Here is a 17,919-nt window from a genome sequence, read left to right on the forward strand (position 1 = left end):
TACGAACACTTATTCAGGCATAGAAACTGGCTGAACGTATTGAGAATTAGCGCGCACATAACAGCCTTGTCTTGTCAGCAACCAGGGTTGACCGTTCGCCATCGTAATCGCATTTGCTCCCCTGAGTTCAGCAGCAACTGTATCTCTATCCGCGCGGTAAACTTGTTGAATTGCTCCGTTTGCGTTCTTGCGGCAGTTGAGTTGTCCATCTCGCGACGTGACTCGCCAAGTAGGCCAAGTTACAAGACCATTTGTTGGACTCGACCAAGTATTAGCATTGCTAGAAGTATAGTCGCCACTTGCATTAGGACGCGGTAAAGCTTCGACTAAATTTACTTTAAATGTCTGGCCAATAGAAGGACAATTTTCTCCTGCTTTCACCTTCCAAGTAACTTCGGATCCCAATTGGCTGCTTCTTCCAACTTGACGCCTGATAATGGCAATATCTCCAGAACAAACAATTTTTCGGCCAGGGCCTGTCGCAGTGTCTTTGAAAGTCCCATTGTAATAGTAAGAGCCTGCTGCTCCTTGGGAACGGGTAATTTGAATATTGCCCAAAAATTCCCGATTGCCTACTTTGGTTAAGTAAAAACCGCTGCGATTGTTTCCTTTTTCTGACAAGTTTAAAGTAGTTTTACCGTTAGGATTAATATAAGTGGTAGCGCTAGCAGCAGCGCACCAAATCAATGACACAACTCCTGTGGATAACAAAATGGAAAGTTTTTTCATAGTAACACCTTGTATGAATCTCTACTTTATTTGTAGCTGTTGGTGAACATATTTGACCAGTCGCTCAAATGAGTGACACTCATTTGAGCGGCATTCTAACGACATACGGGCCATCCCCCATGATTACCACTACAAATTGGGCAACCACGGGGGATTGGCACTACTGCGTAATTCCTAAACATCAACTCTGCATAACTTCACCTTACTTCAGCTTGCTTCAGCTCTCTTCACTTGTATGCACCTGCATCACCATGCCTGCAAGCTTCCACTTCTGACTCATTGCAGGTTCTAATAATTAGCAGCAGAATAAATTTATATACGTAAGTAAGGGAGTTCCAATCACCGCTAAATACTGTAGATTTTACGGGTACTTCCCGGTGAGTCAAGTTGGGATTCCAAACACTAGGGCGATGTTTACAGATAGCAGATTTCACATCTAAGAAGGTTTGTAAAGAAATGTAAAAGCTCCTGAAAGCCAATTGCTGTGACAGAAAGTACGGTTTCTAAGCTGAGTAGGTAAAAAAAGTCGTCTTGATTAAGCGCAAAAATGAACTTGACAAACACAAATTAATTTTCTCGAAAATTAAATCATTGTTGAAGGGAGAATAAATTATGGCTGACGGTCAATTAGGAGTTATATTAAAGATGGCTCAAACAATTAATCCTCAAATTGAGAGCGATCGACATTTTGAAATAGAATTGGCAAAATTGCGCCAACTGCCAGCAGGAACATTAGGGTGCTCAGTGGCGCGGTTTCTAGACAAACAAGGCTTTGAGCCGATCGCATCGGGAGACTGGATTGGTGCGAAACCACGACGTGTGGCACGTTCTGACTGGTCTTTCAGCTTCAACAGAAGATGAATTGGTACTTCAAGCGTTTACTCGCGCTCAAGTATTTCGTCCTTCTTGTGCGATTTTAGTGTTAGTTGGACCCATCGGCGGGTTAAGTTGCGCGATCGGACAAATTATCAAAGGCTTAAAACACGGAAAATTAGCCACTCGGTTAATTAATTGGGACGTTGCATCTGATTGGGAAACACCTTTATCTGAAGTTCGAGAAAAACTCGAAATTCTACCCTTAATTGATTAGATTTTAACTCGTTACCTGATTGCAAAAGTATGCAAAGCAAAAGTTACAAACCGGAAATTAGCCTGAGCCCACGCGAAAGAGCGATCGCGCAATTAGTAGCCCAAGGCCTGCCCAACAAATGTATTGCCAAAAATTTAAATATTAGTCACTGGACGGTTGCTACTTACGTGAGGCGAATTTTTATCAAACTCGGTGTTTGTTCCAGAACTGCGATGATTGCACTGCTGATCCAAGAAAATTTGCTCTGGGACTGATCGATAAGTAGGGTGCGTCAGATATTAAGAACGGGCCGGAGAGCCCGTTCTTATTTGCAAGCGTTAATTTTTTTCTATGCCAAAGCCACAGAAGAAGAAGAATGTCTCAGAAAACTCAGCAATTCTCGATTCACCGTTTGCGGCGCTTCCTGCTGAATCCAGTGGCCGCAGTGAGGCACTAATTTCAACTTAAACGGAGCAGTAATTAATCTGTCTAAACCTTCTACAAGTTTGTGGCTCAAAAACGCATCTTCTTCTCCCCAAAGCACCAAAGTAGGCACTGTCACAGGTTCTAATTTCTGCCCCAAATTCCAAAGCCTCTGGGGGTGAAACATCTGCCGGTAATAATTGATAGCGGCGGCTAATACTCCCGGCTTTTCTAAAGCAGTCTGATAAATCTTAGTTTCCTCAGCGCTAAAAGCTCCTTTGCGAACAGCTTGTCCTTGGAAAACATTGTGCACAAAATCTTTCAAGTTTTGCCGGATCAACCATTCGGGAATGCCGGGCACCTGAAACGCCAAAACGTACCAACTGCGGCGAATTTGATCTAAATTACTCGCCATTTCCTGCACGAATCGCTGCGGGTGCGGAGCGTTTAAAATTGCCAAGCGGTTGAGTTGTTCGGGGAATTTTTGAGCTAAGTGCCACGCAATCACCCCTCCCCAATCATGACCTACAACGTGAGCTTTTGTATAACCGAGGCTCGCAATCAAACCGCGAATATCCGCGCTCAGCGTATCTAAATCATAGCCGCTTTCCGGCTTGTCGGAATCGTTGTAGCCCCGCAAATCCGGCACTACCACCTTGAAATGACGCGCTAAGGCAGGGATTTGATGACGCCAAGAGTACCAAAACTCTGGAAACCCATGCAGGAGGAGAACGAGTTCGCCTTCTCCTTGAGAAACGCAGTGCAGGCGGATGTTATTGGTTTCCACAAAGATGTGTTGCTGTTCGGAATCTAAAGAATTCATAGTTGGAAAGTTAGACTTATTTTCGGGAAGTACAGAACCCGCCGACTGGTAGCAGGCTAAAACGTCCCAATGGTGTTAATTTTTCTACTTTTATTGTAGCTGCTTTTCGATCCCCGTCAGTGCAATCTAATGAAACTTAAAACTTGTAGGGTTTTGGGGTGTCCGGTGTTTTAGGTGTAACTACTGAGTTGAAGTTTCTCACCTTAAATGTATTGTTTTAACAGCGGCGCAGGCGATTCAATAATAGCACAATTTCGTCCGTTGCCGATCGCATTTTTGCAGTCGATAGGTCAGATTGATTGACGATAATGCTAAACACCAGGGGTTCGTAATTCGGAACTTCGATATATCCCGACAGCGCCGAAACTCCGCTCATAGTTCCGGTTTTTGCTTGCAAATTTACGCGGCTTGGTGTAACATTAAAGCGATTTTTCAAAGTGCCCTTCTCGCCAGGGATCGGCAGTGACTGGCGGTAAATAGATGCAGCAGGTGAATTGGCCATAAGTCTCAAAGTTTGCACCAAGGCTTCTGGAGTAATTAAATTGTGCCGAGACAAGCCGGAACCGTCGGCTAATCTGTAGCTGTTTGGATTTACTCCTAATTGAGTTAAAACTGTTTTTAACTCTTTCAAACCCATTTCACCTGTATCCTCTTGTGGAACAGGCATCTTGCCTGTGAGTGTTTGTGGCAGGGGCATCTTGTCTGTAACTTTCCCCAACAATCTCAATAAAACTTCTGCATAAAGATTGTTGCTTACTCGATTAGTTTCTCTCACCAATTCCGCCAGCGGTGGCGATTCAACAGTCGCTAATTCTTGATTTAAATTGCGAGAAGCCGATGCAACTAAAGCCTGTTTAACAGGAATTCCCTCAGCCGCCAGGGCTTGTTGAAAATACTGCAAAAAATTATTAGCGGGGTTGACAACTGCGACATAAGCTGATTCAGGTTCTGCACCAACTTTCAACTGTCCACTAACTCGAATTATAGGTCGATCGAACTCCCGACCAATTTCAATAAACTCGGATTCGTTTTGGGCGACTGTTACTGAATTGTTCTGAAGTTGCCACTGATTTGCCAGCTTTGGTTCGGCAAAAGTAACTTTGAGAGGTTGCCCCAGAGCCTGGGGGGACAAGAGAAGGTCGATCGCGTTTTGATTGAAAATTAAACTGTTAATCGGCGCTCCGTAGCCAGCTTGCGCGTCTTCCCATTCCCAATTCGGATTGACTGCACTGCCTTGAAAATAGCTGTCATCGCCAATCAACTGGTTAACTTGACTGATTCCCCGCTGCTTCAACTGCTGCGCCAAAGATTTCAACTGAGCCTCAGCAATGCTCGGATCTCCCCTGCCGGCAACGTACAAACTTCCATTTTCGCCACTGTAAACCGATGTCTTAATCCGAAAGTCTGCACCGAGTTTCTGTAAAGCAGCGGCTGTAGTTAGCAGCTTGGCATTTGATGCTGGAATAAAATATTTTTGGGCGTCGCGGCTGTAGAGAGTAGTAGTAGAAGATAGAGGTTGAATCAAAATGCCCCAGCGCGATCGGCTAAATTCGGGACGGTTGGCGATCGCATCTACTTGTGCCCCCAAATCCCCAGGACAAATATCCCCAGCAACCGCCTGGGTTTGAGCAGCAACCGCCGACGGACGCCCCAGAATTAGGACGAACAAACTAAGCGCAATTCCTTGGATTTTCAAAGTGCCAGTTCCTTAATAATAACTATTAAAATTAGATGCGCCAGAGCTTGGAAGTTTCACCGAATCAAGTCAATATTAATAATAATAACGCGCATGAATTCTCGGATTGAACAGCGCCTCTACAGGTTTTCCCTCTTTGAGGTGCTCTTCCACAATCAAGGGTACATCACTAGGTTTAACTCGACAATACCAAATTTCGTCCGGGGTAACTCGTACAGTCGGGCCAGTGGTGCACTGTCCCTGACAGCTAGTAGCCTCAACTTTCACCCCTGCAACTTGTTGAGCTTCAAAAGCAGCTAGCACTGCTGCTGAACCATTTTTCAGGCAAGATTGATACTGGCAAACCAATACACAGCGCGCTTCTGGTTGGGAGTCTGGTTCTGTGGCTGGAGATTCTGGCATTGGTAAGGATTTATCCGCTCTTTAAGATATCTTAACAATCTTGTCAGACCGATCGCTCGCCGGAGTCCGGCAAAGGGCAGAATTTTATAGTGCGATCGAAAAAAACAGCAAAATTCTGGCATTCAAGCTTTTTCCTTCCTTCTACTTTCTAACGAATCCCTTCAGCAGAGCTGCCTTTCTTCAGTCTGTGCCGCCCTTTCCCTATATGATCGATTTAGAGCAACAACTCAATCAACCCCTAATCATGCCAAAAACAGTAGCCGATGTAATGAGCCGCGACCCGATTTTGGCGCGACCCGAAATGCCCTTGAACGAAGCGATTAAAATTTTAGCCGATCGACGCATTAGCGGTCTTCCCGTCGTAGATGAGAATGACTTGTTGGTAGGAGTCATCTCCGAAACCGACTTGATGTGGCGGGAAACCGGCGTAACTCCGCCCGCTTATATCATGGTGCTCGACAGCGTGATTTATTTGGAAAATCCATCTCGTTACGAGCGAGAACTCCACAAGGCTTTAGGACAAACAGTAGGAGAAGCGATGAGTAAAGAACCCGTTACCATCGGGCCAGATCAATCTGTCCAAGAAGCTGCCAAACTGATGCACGATCGCAGTATCCACCGATTGCCGGTGGTCGATACTGCGGGCAAAGTAATCGGCATCCTCACTAGGGGAGATATTATCCGATCGATGGCTGCGGAGTCTTAAATTAGCTGTTGCAGTTCCAGGACTGTATCAGAAAATGAGTCGTGAAGCGAAGCTATCCCGTAGGGAATCGCTCCTTAAATCTCGCTCGCTTTTGGCAATTACCAATTACCAAATCTAAAATCTAAAATCTAAAATCTAAAATCGAATGAGCATTACCCCTGAGTCTGTCGAACAATTGCTGAATTCCGAGGATTTTGGCGAAAGACTGCGAGCAGTCAACCAACTGCGACAACTAGAACCCGCGATCGCCTATAAACTAATTCAAATTGCGATCGGCGATAATAACGTCCGGGTTCGCTACGCAGCAGTCAGCCAATTATCAACCCTCGGTACCCAGAATCTGCCAAACGCTTTAGAGGTACTGCTCCACAGCCTGAACAACGACCCCGAACCCGACGTGCAAGCAGCAGCAGCCGATGCTTTGGGCGCATTGAAATTAACCGATGCTTTAGAAGATTTGCAGCAAGTTTATAGCAGTACCTCTGAATGGCTGGTGCAAATGAGCATCGTTGCTGCTTTGGGAGAAATGGGAGATCCGAAAGCCTTTCCGATGTTAGAAAATGCCCTAACTTCTGAAAACGAATTGATCCAAACCATTGCGATCAGCGCATTAGGTGAATTGGGAGATAAACGCGCGCTGCCGCTGCTGCTTCCCTACGCTTCCAATGCTGATTGGCAGATCCGTTACAGAGTAGCTCAAGCTCTGGGGCGGTTGGGCGGTAAGGAAGCAGAGGCGGCTTTGGAAATTCTCGCCAAAGATGAGGTTGAGCAAGTTGCTCAGGAGGCTAAAGCCGGACAAGAAAATAGTTTGAAATCTTGAGATTGCTTTTGTGATCCGGAACAACCCTGCGCGGTTGTGAATTTTGAATTAATTTAGAATTTTTTGTCAAGATTCTACTAAAAACTCTGTTCGCGATCGCACACATAATTCAGAAACCCGGTTTCTTGCTATATTTGTCGTTCCTCTCTTCTGCAAAAATCGTAGAAACCGGGTTTCTAGTCAGCCATCCAGCACGCTGGGTGCGTAGCGCAAACCTTACTAATCAGGAAAAATCTAAAATCTAAAATCTAAAATCTAAAATTGTATTGATGCCACGGGCGATCGCACATTCCTTTGAAACTCTCCTTAAATTCGAGCGTACTCTTCCATTTTCCAATCATAGCCAGCCTCTTGACATCCCCACTTTGATAACAGCTATAATCAAAATAGATAAAGCAGCGGCAGGAATTAATACAATTATTGAATTGTGTCCAGCCAGCTAGCGATCGGGGAAACTATCGTTAAGACGGTAAGCAATCTACCAGCAAAACCATGTCTTAAAACTCTCGATCATCCCCATGCTTGAACAACTACAAAATTCAGGTTCTCAGTCCTCGGACATTTTAACAGGAGAGCGATCTGCCTCTCAACTCGCACCAACTTCAACCAATCAAAACTTTATTTATAGAGTTTTAGAACTTACCAACATCGAACGCAGTAAATTAGGTTTGTCGCCACTAACCTTAAATACTCAGTTACTAAATGCTGCGGAAAATCACAGCCAAAACATGGCACTGCAAGACTTCTTTTCCCATACAGGCAAAGATGGTTCGTCATTCACCAGTCGTATTACTGTAACGGGCTATCAATTCTCAGCAGCAGCAGAAAACATCGCTGCGGGTTCTTCTACACCCGAACAAGTTGTATCATCTTGGATGAACAGCAGTGGCCACCGGGCTAACATTCTTAACCCCAATCTCAAAGAAATTGGGATTGGTTACTATTTCTTAGCCGACGATACAGGCACAGAAAATTTCAATCACTATTGGACGCAAGTTTTTGCGACTTCTCTTGACGGTAGTGTCAATCCCGCACCGACACCGACACCAACTCCCACACCAACTCCCACACCAAACACTATATCTATTACTTCGCCAATACCCAATGCTACAGGGGACGGCAGCCCGACGACAGCACCCAAAAATACAGCCAGCGGCGGCAATTATTTCCTATCAGATAGTGCCGATACTCAAATACCGACAAATGCTGCGGGATTGCCAATTTTTGCCCTTTCCGGCAAAGACAATCTCACGGGGGGAGAAGGTGCTGATAGCATTAATGGGATGCAAGGTGCGGATACAATTAATGGTGCCGGCGGCAATGACAGCTTATGGGGTGGCAAAGAATCCGATGTAATTGATGGCGGTGTTGGCGATGATTTTATCAGCGGCAACAACGATAACGATCGACTAATCGGATCTGACGGTAACGATACTATTCGCGGCGGAAAAGAAGATGATGTCTTGATTGGCGGTAACGGATCTGATTTGTTGGCGGGCGATCGCGGGCAAGATATGCTGACGGGCGGCGGCGGAAATGATACGTTTATCTTAGCAGGAGGTTTGTCTGCTGCGGCTACTTTAATTAGTGCAGATGTGATTACCGATTTTGGGGCTGGGGATAAAATTGGTTTGACTGACGGTATCGGATTTGCAAACTTGACTTTTGAAGCTGTGAGTTTGCAGTTGGATGGAGGTGCAAGCGTCGCTTCTTGGGCGATTAAGTCTGGCAGTAATTATTTGGGAATCGTGCAGGGTGTAAGTGAAAGTCAGCTTACATCTTCTGTTTTTGTCAACGCCTAAAAAACATCATCTCCAGATTCCCGACTCCTCTAAGAAGTCGGGAATCTAACAACAAGAGCGCTTTACGTTGAATTTTGAGAGGATAATCAGGGGGGCTGTTTAAAGAGATTGATTGTGATACTGATTATATCAAGTCTTGCTACAATCTGCATCATTCCTAAGAGGGGTAAGTATGAAAAAAGTAGCCGTGTTTGGCAACGCTGGAGGCGGTAAATCAACTCTAAGCAAGAGATTATCAGAAATCACTGGTTTGCCACTTTACCCCTTGGATAAGATTCAATATCAATCTGGGGGCGCTGAGGTTCCAAATGAAGAATATAAGCGTACCCATGAGAAAATTTTGGCTACTGACCGATGGATTATAGACGGCTTTGGTTGCATGGAAACCGTCTGGGTTCGACTCAACGAGGCAGATACTCTGGTTTTTGTCGATCTGCCCCTATACGTGCATTTCTGGTGGGTGACTAAACGGCTGATTACAGGTAAGTTTATACCGCCAGAAGGCTGGCCCCAAAAGAGTCCGATCTTGAAGAGTTCAATTAATAGTTACCGCGTTCTTTGGTTGTGTCACAAGTATTTGACTCCCAGATATCGCGAGTATGTCGATCGCGCCCCAAATACCAAAAGTGTTTATCACATCAGATCCACTGCAGAGATTTCACAATTTTTTGCATCGATATCGCAAATGACAGTTGACAGTTGACAGTTGGCAGTTGGCAGTTGTTAATGACTAATGACTGCTGACTGCTGACTGCTGACTAATGACCAATCGATGCTACTGCCGATCGCAAATTCCCTTGAAATTCTCCCAAAATGCGATCGCACTCTTCCTTCTCCAAATTAGTCCAGTGCATCATCAAAGCTAATTTTACAGACTTGCCACTTTTTTCGAGCAAAAAACCCGCTTCATCCCGGTTCAAATCAGTCAAATCTTGCAACATCCGCACAGCCCGATCGCGCAATTTCTTATTAGTCACCGCCACATCAACCATCCGATTGCCGTAAACCTTCCCCAGCTTCACCATTACCCCAGTCGAAAGGATATTCAAAGCCATTTTTGTGACTGTACCGGCTTTCAAGCGCGTCGAACCCGCCACTACCTCCGGGCCAACCAACAACCGAATATCAACATCAGCCTCAAAATTCACTTGTTCGACGGGTACGCAAGCCATAAACACAGTTTTCGCCCCCCGCTGGCGCGCCGCCTGCAAAGCGCCCGCCACAAACGGCGTCGTACCCCCAGCCGTAATCCCGACAACCACATCTAAGTTGGTAATTTGACGGTGGGCGATCGCCTCAGCCCCATCCTCAGCCCGATCCTCCAAATCCTCCGAACTCCGCACCAAAGCCCCCGCACCCCCGGCAATTATGCCCTGTACGAGTTCTGGCGGCGTGCAGAAGGTGGGGGGACACTCGGCGGCATCCAGCACCCCCAAACGCCCGGAAGTACCCGCACCGACGTAAAACAGGCGGCCTCCTAGACGCAGAGACTCGGCTGCAATGTCGATCGCTCGGGCTAACTCTTCGCGGGCACGGGCGATCGCGCTTAAGGTTTGGGCGTCTTCCCGGTTGAACAAGTCCACTAATTCGATCGAACTGAGTTGGTCTAAATTCTCGCTGTTGGTATTCACCTGTTCAGTCAGCAGATGGCCCCGTTCTTCCAAATTCTTCATGTTTTTTTATTAGTCATTAGTCATTGGTCATTAGTCATTGGTCATTAGTCAACAGTCAACAGTCATTAGGTGTACACAATAGGGTACGCATTGCCGGCCCGCTGGTTAGCTTGGTGAAGTCGTGACTCAAAAGCTCGAAATTTGCGCTTGCGGGCGATCGGCTAAATCTACTTCCGACAGAGAGGCAATTACCCATTACCCATTACCAATAACTGCTGACTAATGACTAATGGCTATTACAAAAGTCCTTCGAGTCGGCGGCGAATAGAATCCAGTTCGTTTTGGGAAACCTCAGAATCCGGATCGGAATCGGGTTCGGACTCCGGCTGCCACTGAGTCTGTGTTACATTGTTTTCTGGCGGAATCTCCAGCGCCCCCGCCGGTATCAGTTCCCAATCATAATCAACACTGTTACAGAACTCCTTAATTTCCTCATCGTCGATCGCCTCGACAGTGGGCTCGGGGAAATCCTGAGCTTCCAACATCACGCCAAAGCGGGTGGCGTCGTCTTCTGACTCAAACATCAGAACTTTATTGCGATCGCCGAGTTGAATGGTATGAATTCCCTCGTTCTCGGTGCGGGCATTGAAGAGTAAGACGAACACTCGCATAAGTTTTAAAGACCTTCTTAACCACCGTTTTTTTATCTTAGGAGCGATCGGGCGATTTTAGATTTTAGATTTTAGATTTTAGATTTTAGATTTTAGATTTGACCCCCGATCTTGCACGCGCGGGGATCGAGAGGATTTAGGGGAGTTGGAGGACTTGGTATTAGGTCTTGTTGCGTGTTTTGATTAAGTTTGGTAAAGGTTCTTGGACTCTGCCCCGCAGTGGGGGGCGTGAATCTTGAAATTCGATCCTGTGCGTTGGCGTAGCCCCCGTAGGGGCGGGCAACGCTAACGCCCCTACGGCACTTCCTACCTCACTTGTGAGTCTACCAAAGGCAGAAGCCACCCAGGCGGATCGCAGAAATTATACCTGTCTAAAATCGGCTGATTCCCTTAATTCCTGAATTCTCTGATTTCTGAGAAACACCCATGACTAACTCCGACGATAACAAAAATCAACTCGCACCCCGTCCCCACCGCCGCTGGTGGCGTCTGCTGCTGCTTAGCGGTACGGGATTGACCATTCTCGGCTTGGTTGGGGTTGCAGTAGCACAGGCGTGGGTGCGGGAAAAGTTAGCTCCTTTGGTGGAAACTGAAGTCAGTCAGTTGCTGAAGCGGCCTGTGCAACTCGGACGTTTGGAGAGATTTTCTCCGACAAGTTTGCGGTTTGGCCGATCGACTTTACCTGCAACTCCTACAGATCCCGATTACGCTTCTACAGAAGCAGTGGAAGTGCAATTTTCAATTTGGCCGCTGCTGTTCAACCGCACTCTCAAATTAGATATTACTTTAGTTAAACCCAACGCTTATATCGAACAGGATGCTACAGGCCGCTGGGTTAATCTTCCCACTGCCGAGCGGAAATCTCCGGGTTTATTTAAAACTGAACTTGAGGCAATTCGAGCTGAAAATGCCGCCGCAGTTTTGGTGCCGAGTCCCGCAGTTGGACAGAAAACTTCGGCTCCGATTTCTGTAAGCTTGAAAAATGGCAGTGCTCTATTTCGCGACCAAAATCAGCGCATTCTCTACGAACTAAACGGTCAGTTTACTAATAGCGATAATTTTATAGTAAAAGCAGATTCTCTGTTACCTGCTGCTCAAACTAACCTACAGTTGCAAGGTCAAAATTTGCCTTTGCCCGACCTCGATCGCTTGCTGAAATTTCCCGGTATTTATTTACAAAAAGGTCTGGCTAACGGCAATTTGACCGTGCAATTGCGAGACAATAAAGTATCGGGAATTACCGGAACGGCTAGTTTTGGAGGAGTGCAAGCGAGTATTTCTCCCTTAAAACAAATTATACAAAATAGCAGCGGTCAGTTGCGGTTTCAGGAAACTAATTTGATAGTCGATAATCTGGTGGCTAATTACGGTTTAATTCCGCTGAGAATAGCAGGAACAGTTGCCACTGGAACTAATTTTAATCTCCAACAAGCTAGCTTCAATCTGACAACGAACGTGCAACCAGTCGCTTTGGCAAGTGTTGTCAGTGCGGTGGAAACAGAGTTAGGGAAGAAAGTAGTATTACCCGTGGCTGTGGCGGGGGAAGTGAAGGCGGATGCCAAGCTGACTGGAACAGTTGCAATGCCGGTGCTGACAGGTACGATCGCCTCGACCAAACCCGCTACAGTCGATCGACTGCAATTAAACAATATTAGCACTAATTTCAAATTGGAACGCGGGAGAATGGCTCAAACCCCAACTCCCAATTCTCAATATTCTATTCCCCCGTTTTCCTCTTTAGCTTTGACTTTGAGCGATATGTTGGTAGTGCCGGCGGCGGGTGGTAAAATTGGCGGGAAAGGTGAAGTCGATATCAGGTTGGGAAGTGAGAATTCGCGATCGGGTTTGGTGTTTGACTTCCAAGCTGAAAACGTGCCGGCAGATAATCTCGCCCAAATTTACGATCTCCCGCTTCCTGCTACTGTTAACATTGGCAGTGTGTCCGCAAAAGCTCAAATTTTCGGCCCGTTAGACAACATTCAAGCTAGAGTTCAATGGCAAGCACCGCAAGGGACTTTCCCCGCAGCGGGCTCCATTCGAGCCGGAGGAAATTCGGCGGATTTGCAAAATACGGTTGTGAAAATTGGCGACGCTTCTGTTAATGTGGATGCTGCGCTAAAAGACCGTCAATGGCAAGCTTTGATCGAGGGCAATGGCGTGGATCTCAACAGTTTGCAGCAAGTCCTGCCAGACCTTAATTTGCCTCCTGAACGGGTTGGTTTGTTCAGCGGAACAGCCGAAGCTGCGGGAACTCTGGACGATTTGAGTTTAAATGCGATCGCTGCGATGGGCAAAGGAAGGCTGAATATTGCTGACAGTATTGTTGATGTTGATGCCGAACTAGAATCGGGAAGGTGGCAAGTTTTTGGCAACACTGAAAAAGTTGCTGTCAATCAATTAATTGATATTGGCTTGCCGTTTTTAGCACGGGAAACGACCGCAAATCTAGACAATTTAAAATCCAAAATCGAAAATCTAAAATCGTTAGGCGGGCAGCTAGCAGGTGAATTTCAAATCGCGGGCAATGTTGACAATTTGACTGCCGGCGGAATCAATGTTAATGCCAACGGTAGACTCAATTTTGCCGACAGCAATGTCAATTTAAACGGAGAATTGGTAGCGGGAAACTGGCAAGCAACAGCAGAAACAGATCGCACTTCCATCAGCCGCTTGGTAGATTTGACACTGCCGATTTTAGATGTGGCTTCAGCATTCAATCCCGAAAATCAGCAATCGGCCAATCTCAACAATCTAAAATCCAAAATCCAAAATCTAAAATCGATTGACGGACTGCTATCGAGTCAATTTACAGCATCGGGAAGTCTTGACAATTTGACTGCTAGCAGCATCAATGCCAGCGGCAGTGGCAGACTCAATCTTGCCGACAGCAATGTTAATTTTAAAGGAGGATTGGCTGGGGGAAACTGGCAGGGAACAGCAGAAACCGATCGCACTTCCATCAGCCGCTTGGTAGATTTAGGATTGCCGCTGTTAGATGTTGGCTTAGCTTTCACTGCTGACAATCCCCAAACAGTCGCCAACCTCAACAATCTAAAATCCAAAATCCAAAATCTAAAATCGATTGACGGACAAATATCGAATCAAATTCAAGCCAGCGGCAATCTTGATAATTCAACCGCCGCCGATATTTCTGTCAACAGCAGCGGCCAACTCAATATTGCCGACGGTACTCTTGCTTTTAGAGGTAAATTAGAAGACAGACGCTGGCAAGCTTTCGCCGATGCCGATCGAGTTATTCTCAGCCGCTTAGCACTAGATTTGGGAATACCTATTTTAGATGTAGCTTCAGCATTTAATCCCGGAAGTCAGCAAACTGCCAACATCAACAATCTAAAATCCAAAATCCAAAATCTAAAATCGATTGACGGCAGAGTTAACGGCGAATTCCAAGCAGCGGGTAGTTTGGATAACTTGACAGCGAAGGGAATTAGTGCTAGTGGAGAAGGAGTGATTTTGGTCGATCGACTCGGGGCGATCGATACTACGGCAAAATTAGAAAACGGCAACTTGCAAGCATTGCTGGAAACCAACGGAATTGCCGTCAGTAATTTAGAACAAACCCTCAAACAAACAGGTTTGCTGACAGCGGATTTACCGCCAGAAATTGACGGAACCCTCGACGGCCAAGTCCGCATTTTGGGAACAGTAGACAATCTAACCGCCAACGGCATCACCGCCAACGGCGACGGACAAATTCGACTCGCCAACGGCGGAGGAATTGTCAATGCTAAAGGCAGCGCCGCGTCGGGGAATTGGCGCGCGTCAATCGAGGGCGAGCAAATTGCTCTAAGTCGCTTCCAGCAAGCCTTTGAGTCGCAGCGACAAAGCTTGCAAACCGGAGGTGTAGTCTCCGGTGCCCAAAATCTCCCCCAGCTTGCAGGACTGTTTAACGGCAATATCAATTTATCCGGGCCGATTGGGGCGGGCACGGGGGCACCGCCCCTACAAAATGTTCGCGCTGGCGGCAGTTTCCGCATCTCGGAATTGCCGTTTTTGAACCAACCTTTTGAGGCAGTATTTAATTGGGACGGCCAACGGGTGGAAATAGAGAACGCCACAACTCCCGGTTTAACAGCAAACGGCTTTGTTAACGTCGAACTCGAAGGTAAAGGAGGGCCCTCAATTTCCAACTTAGATTTGGATGTCAGACTCGCCAACTTTAATCTGGAAGCCTTGCCGGCAGAACAACTAGCATTTTTGAGACCAATTGGTCTCAAAAATCCTTCAGAGAATAATCTTCCCCTGCGCGGCAATGTCGATTTTACCGGCAGTCTCAGCGGAACCCTCGCCGCCCTCAGCTTAGTTGGCGACGTGGAAGTGCGGGATTTAGCAGTAAATCAAGTCGCTTTTGACCCGGTACTGGCGGGGAGTGTGAATGCGGATGCTGGGAAAAGTGTAGATTTGCGTTTGGCCGGCGTCAGCGACAAAATTGAAGTAGCTTTAAATGAATCTTTTCTGCCGACATCTTTCTTAATTCAACGCGGGGAATCTGTGGCTAGGGGCCAAACCGAGGGAGAAACTTTGCGAGTTAATTTAAGCGATTTTCCCCTCGCTGCTTTGAATCTATCACCGGGGAAAGAGGCGGGTTTGGGGCCGATAACTGGTACGGTTTCGGGACAAGTAAATGTGCCCGGTTGGAAGATGCCGTTAAATCCGGCGACTTTGCAAGCAAATGGACAAATTGCGATCGCCCAACCGGCGATCGGCTACATTAAAGGTGACAGTTTCCAAGCCGAATTCAGCTACGAAGGAGGCAGCGCCACTCTCACAAACGGCATATTCCGCCAAGGCAGCGGTCAATACTTAATTTCCGGCAATGTTCAAACAGGCGCAAACCCGCAATTTGCCGGAAAAGTTAACGTCCAGCAAGGCAATTTGCAGCAGGTTTTAACCGCTTTACAATACTTCAATTTAGGCGACTTAGCTAGAGGCCTAAAACCTCCCGTTTACGGTGACAGTGGCGACGTGCAAACTGTGGCAGTGGGAGAACCAGAATCCCCGCTAATCGAACAGTTGCGCCGTTTGGCAGAAATTGAAATACTTTTGCAGCAGCAACAAGCAGTGGAAGCATCAGAAAAATTGCCTCCCTTATCCCAATTGCAAGGCACTTTTGGGGCGGAAATTGCTGTCGCCGGTTCTTTGCAAACTGGTGTGCAAGCTCAATTTAACGTCAAAGGTGATAACTGGCAGTGGGGAGAATATGTCGCTGAAACGTTCAGCCTTGAAGGCAGTTTTCAGGACGGAATCTTAACTGTTTTGCCTCTGGAAATTCGATCGGGCAAAAGTGCGATCGGCTTTTCGGGACAACTCGGGCAAAAAGCTCAATCCGGGCAGTTGCGCGTAGAAAATGTGCCCGTCGAAGAGTTAGCAAAACTGGTGGAATTGCCTTTTGTGGATGTCACGGGAAATTTGAATTTGCGGGCGAATTTGGCTGGCAGTTTGGAAAACCCGCAAGCCACCGGAGAATTGAGTTTGGTTGAGGGTACGCTAAACGGAGAACCGATTAAACAAGCCGACGGCAGTTTCAGTTACAGCAATGCCCGCCTGAATTTTGGTGGCAGCGCTTTGGTAACTCAAACCGAACCGATTGAAGTGCAGGGAAGTTTGCCTTTTGAGTTGCCGTTTGCAGCCGTGAAGGCTGACAGCAATCAAATCGATTTGAGGGCGAATTTGCAAAATGAAGGTTTGGCAATTATTAATGTATTGACTCCGCAAGTTGCGTGGGTCAGCGGCAAGGGACAGGTGCAAATTCGCGTGGGAGGGACGCTGGAAGACCCTGTAGCGCAAGGAATTGCAAATTTTGAAAATGCAACCGTCCGCGCGCAAGCCTTCCCAGAACCGCTGACAGGGCTGACTGGGACGGTGCGCTTTGAGGGCGATCGTATTCGGGTAGAAGGAATTCGGGGACAGTTGAGTCAGGGAGAAGTGGTCGCCGCTGGCGTGATTCCGCTGTCTGTGCCCTTTGCTGAGGGCGATGTCGATGCGGATAATCCCCTGGCTGTGAATCTCGACAAGTTGGCAGTGAACCTCAGAGGATTGTACAGCGGCGGCGTTGTTGGTCAAGTGCAGGCAAGGGGCACGGCTAGGCGTCCGCAGTTGAGCGGTAATATTGAACTGTACGACGGTGAAGTATTTCTTCGGAGTCCCGGCGGCGGCACAACTCAGTTAGCTTCTTCCTCTTCTGCTTCCGATTCGGATTCTGATTCGACATCTTCTGCTTCTCCTGCGACTGAGGTTTCTGATTCCCCTTCTGCTGCGACTTCCCCTTCCCCTTCCCCTTCCTTTGAAGTTGGATTAAACGATTTGCGGCTGAATTTGGGCCGGGGAATTCGGGTAACAAGTGCGCCGATATTGAGTTTTCAGGCGACTGGGGGTTTGACGGTGAATGGAACTTTAGATGACCTTCGCCCGGAGGGTACGATTCGGTTGACTTCCGGGTCGGTAAATTTGTTTACAACGCAATTTAGACTCGATCGAGGATACCCGCAGACTGCGACCTTTGTACCAACACAAGGACTCGATCCGACGCTGGATGTGAGATTAGCAACTTCGGTGCAGGAAGTAACGCGGTTCCGCATTCCCGGCACATCTGTAGCCTCTGAAATAGCAGACGAACCGACAACTTTCGGCAATGTGCGGAGTGTCCGAGTTCAAGCGTTAGTGCAGGGAAGGGCTTCTCAGTTGGGGGAAAATCTTGAGTTAAGGAGTTCTCCGAGTCGATCGGAAATAGAGATTGTAGCGCTGTTAGGCGGCAGTTTCGTGGAGACTTTGGGACAGGGAGATAGTACACTGGCGATCGCAAATTTAGCCGGTGCGGGTTTATTGAACAACCTTCAATCTGCGATTACTAACGCCACAGGATTAAGCGAATTTCGCTTATTTCCCACTCGAATTAGAGGCAACGAAGCACAAAGTGCTAGTTCCAGTTCAGGTGCGGGTTCTCTCGGTTTAGGTTTAGAAGTTGGGTTTGACATCACGCGCAATATTTCAGCATCAATCATTCGAGTTTTGTCAGCAAATCAACCGACTGAATTTACTGTGCGTTATCGATTGAGCGATAAACTTTTACTCAGAAGTTCCAGTAATTTTCAAGGAGACAATCGCGTCACTGCTGAATATGAATTGAGGTTTTAGGCATCCGCCA

General features: G+C 47.1%; 14 protein-coding genes. 8 read left to right on the forward strand and 6 right to left on the reverse strand.

Annotated elements, in window-relative coordinates; all coding sequences use genetic code 11:
- Positions 1-9: 9 nt before the first annotated feature.
- Positions 10-729, reverse strand: a complete 720-nt coding sequence (locus QUB39_RS03150; protein ID WP_333210452.1) for a hypothetical protein — start codon at positions 727-729, stop codon at positions 10-12.
- Between the two features lie 612 nt (positions 730-1,341).
- Here QUB39_RS03150 and QUB39_RS03155 point away from each other — a divergent pair.
- The 3 genes from QUB39_RS03155 to QUB39_RS03165 are packed head-to-tail and all read left to right on the forward strand — an operon-like array spanning position 1,342 to position 2,073.
- Positions 1,342-1,590 carry a hypothetical protein gene (locus tag QUB39_RS03155; protein WP_333056216.1) on the forward strand — a complete coding sequence of 83 codons (249 nt, stop codon included), beginning with the start codon at positions 1,342-1,344 and terminating at the stop codon, positions 1,588-1,590.
- A complete protein-coding gene (locus tag QUB39_RS03160) occupies positions 1,532-1,819 on the forward strand; it encodes a Coq4 family protein (protein WP_333056215.1) in 288 nt (95 codons plus the stop codon). Before QUB39_RS03155 ends, QUB39_RS03160 begins: the two co-directional genes overlap by 59 nt.
- Positions 1,820-1,848: 29 nt before the next feature.
- Complete coding sequence (locus QUB39_RS03165) at positions 1,849-2,073, forward strand: helix-turn-helix transcriptional regulator (RefSeq protein WP_333036912.1); 225 nt, start codon at positions 1,849-1,851, stop codon at positions 2,071-2,073.
- A gap of 74 nt (positions 2,074-2,147) precedes the next feature.
- Here QUB39_RS03165 and QUB39_RS03170 read toward each other — a convergent pair whose 3' ends face one another.
- The 3 genes from QUB39_RS03170 to QUB39_RS03180 all read right to left on the reverse strand — a co-directional run bounded on the left by QUB39_RS03170 (position 2,148) and on the right by QUB39_RS03180 (position 5,142).
- Positions 2,148-3,044, reverse strand: coding sequence for an alpha/beta hydrolase (locus QUB39_RS03170; protein ID WP_333485004.1), 897 nt, complete (start codon positions 3,042-3,044; stop codon positions 2,148-2,150).
- A gap of 217 nt (positions 3,045-3,261) precedes the next feature.
- The gene (gene dacB, locus QUB39_RS03175; RefSeq protein WP_445299482.1) at positions 3,262-4,734 is read right to left on the reverse strand and encodes a D-alanyl-D-alanine carboxypeptidase/D-alanyl-D-alanine endopeptidase; all 1,473 of its coding nucleotides are present in this window, start codon (positions 4,732-4,734) and stop codon (positions 3,262-3,264) included.
- Between the two features lie 81 nt (positions 4,735-4,815).
- The gene (locus QUB39_RS03180; protein ID WP_333056212.1) at positions 4,816-5,142 is read right to left on the reverse strand and encodes a (2Fe-2S) ferredoxin domain-containing protein; all 327 of its coding nucleotides are present in this window, start codon (positions 5,140-5,142) and stop codon (positions 4,816-4,818) included.
- Between the two features lie 244 nt (positions 5,143-5,386).
- On the opposite strand from QUB39_RS03180, the gene QUB39_RS03185 reads away from it, so the two are divergent.
- The 4 genes from QUB39_RS03185 to QUB39_RS03200 all read left to right on the forward strand — a co-directional run bounded on the left by QUB39_RS03185 (position 5,387) and on the right by QUB39_RS03200 (position 9,173).
- The gene (locus tag QUB39_RS03185; RefSeq protein WP_333056285.1) at positions 5,387-5,848 is read left to right on the forward strand and encodes a CBS domain-containing protein; all 462 of its coding nucleotides are present in this window, start codon (positions 5,387-5,389) and stop codon (positions 5,846-5,848) included.
- Between the two features lie 145 nt (positions 5,849-5,993).
- Complete coding sequence (nblB, locus tag QUB39_RS03190; RefSeq protein ID WP_333056210.1) at positions 5,994-6,668, forward strand: phycobilisome degradation protein NblB; 675 nt, start codon at positions 5,994-5,996, stop codon at positions 6,666-6,668.
- A 518-nt stretch (positions 6,669-7,186) separates the two neighbouring features.
- A complete protein-coding gene (locus tag QUB39_RS03195) occupies positions 7,187-8,470 on the forward strand; it encodes a CAP domain-containing protein (RefSeq protein ID WP_333261550.1) in 1,284 nt (427 codons plus the stop codon).
- Positions 8,471-8,642: 172 nt separating this feature from the next.
- On the forward strand, positions 8,643-9,173 hold the full coding sequence (locus QUB39_RS03200) for an adenylate kinase (protein WP_333056208.1): 531 nt from the start codon (positions 8,643-8,645) through the stop codon (positions 9,171-9,173).
- Between the two features lie 55 nt (positions 9,174-9,228).
- Here the strand turns inward: QUB39_RS03200 and murQ are convergent, their stop codons facing one another.
- A complete protein-coding gene (gene murQ / locus QUB39_RS03205) occupies positions 9,229-10,143 on the reverse strand; it encodes an N-acetylmuramic acid 6-phosphate etherase (protein WP_333056207.1) in 915 nt (304 codons plus the stop codon).
- 236 nt (positions 10,144-10,379) lie between these two features.
- A complete protein-coding gene (locus QUB39_RS03210; RefSeq protein WP_333056206.1) occupies positions 10,380-10,754 on the reverse strand; it encodes a DUF3110 domain-containing protein in 375 nt (124 codons plus the stop codon).
- 426 nt (positions 10,755-11,180) lie between these two features.
- Between QUB39_RS03210 and QUB39_RS03215 the strand changes: the two genes are divergently transcribed.
- Entirely contained in the window at positions 11,181-17,909 is a 6,729-nt protein-coding gene (locus tag QUB39_RS03215; RefSeq protein ID WP_333485005.1) for a translocation/assembly module TamB domain-containing protein, read from the forward strand.
- Positions 17,910-17,919 lie beyond the last annotated feature (10 nt).

Source organism: Microcoleus sp. AT8-B5 (assembly GCF_036705565.1).
Taxonomy (GTDB): domain Bacteria; phylum Cyanobacteriota; class Cyanobacteriia; order Cyanobacteriales; family Microcoleaceae; genus Microcoleus.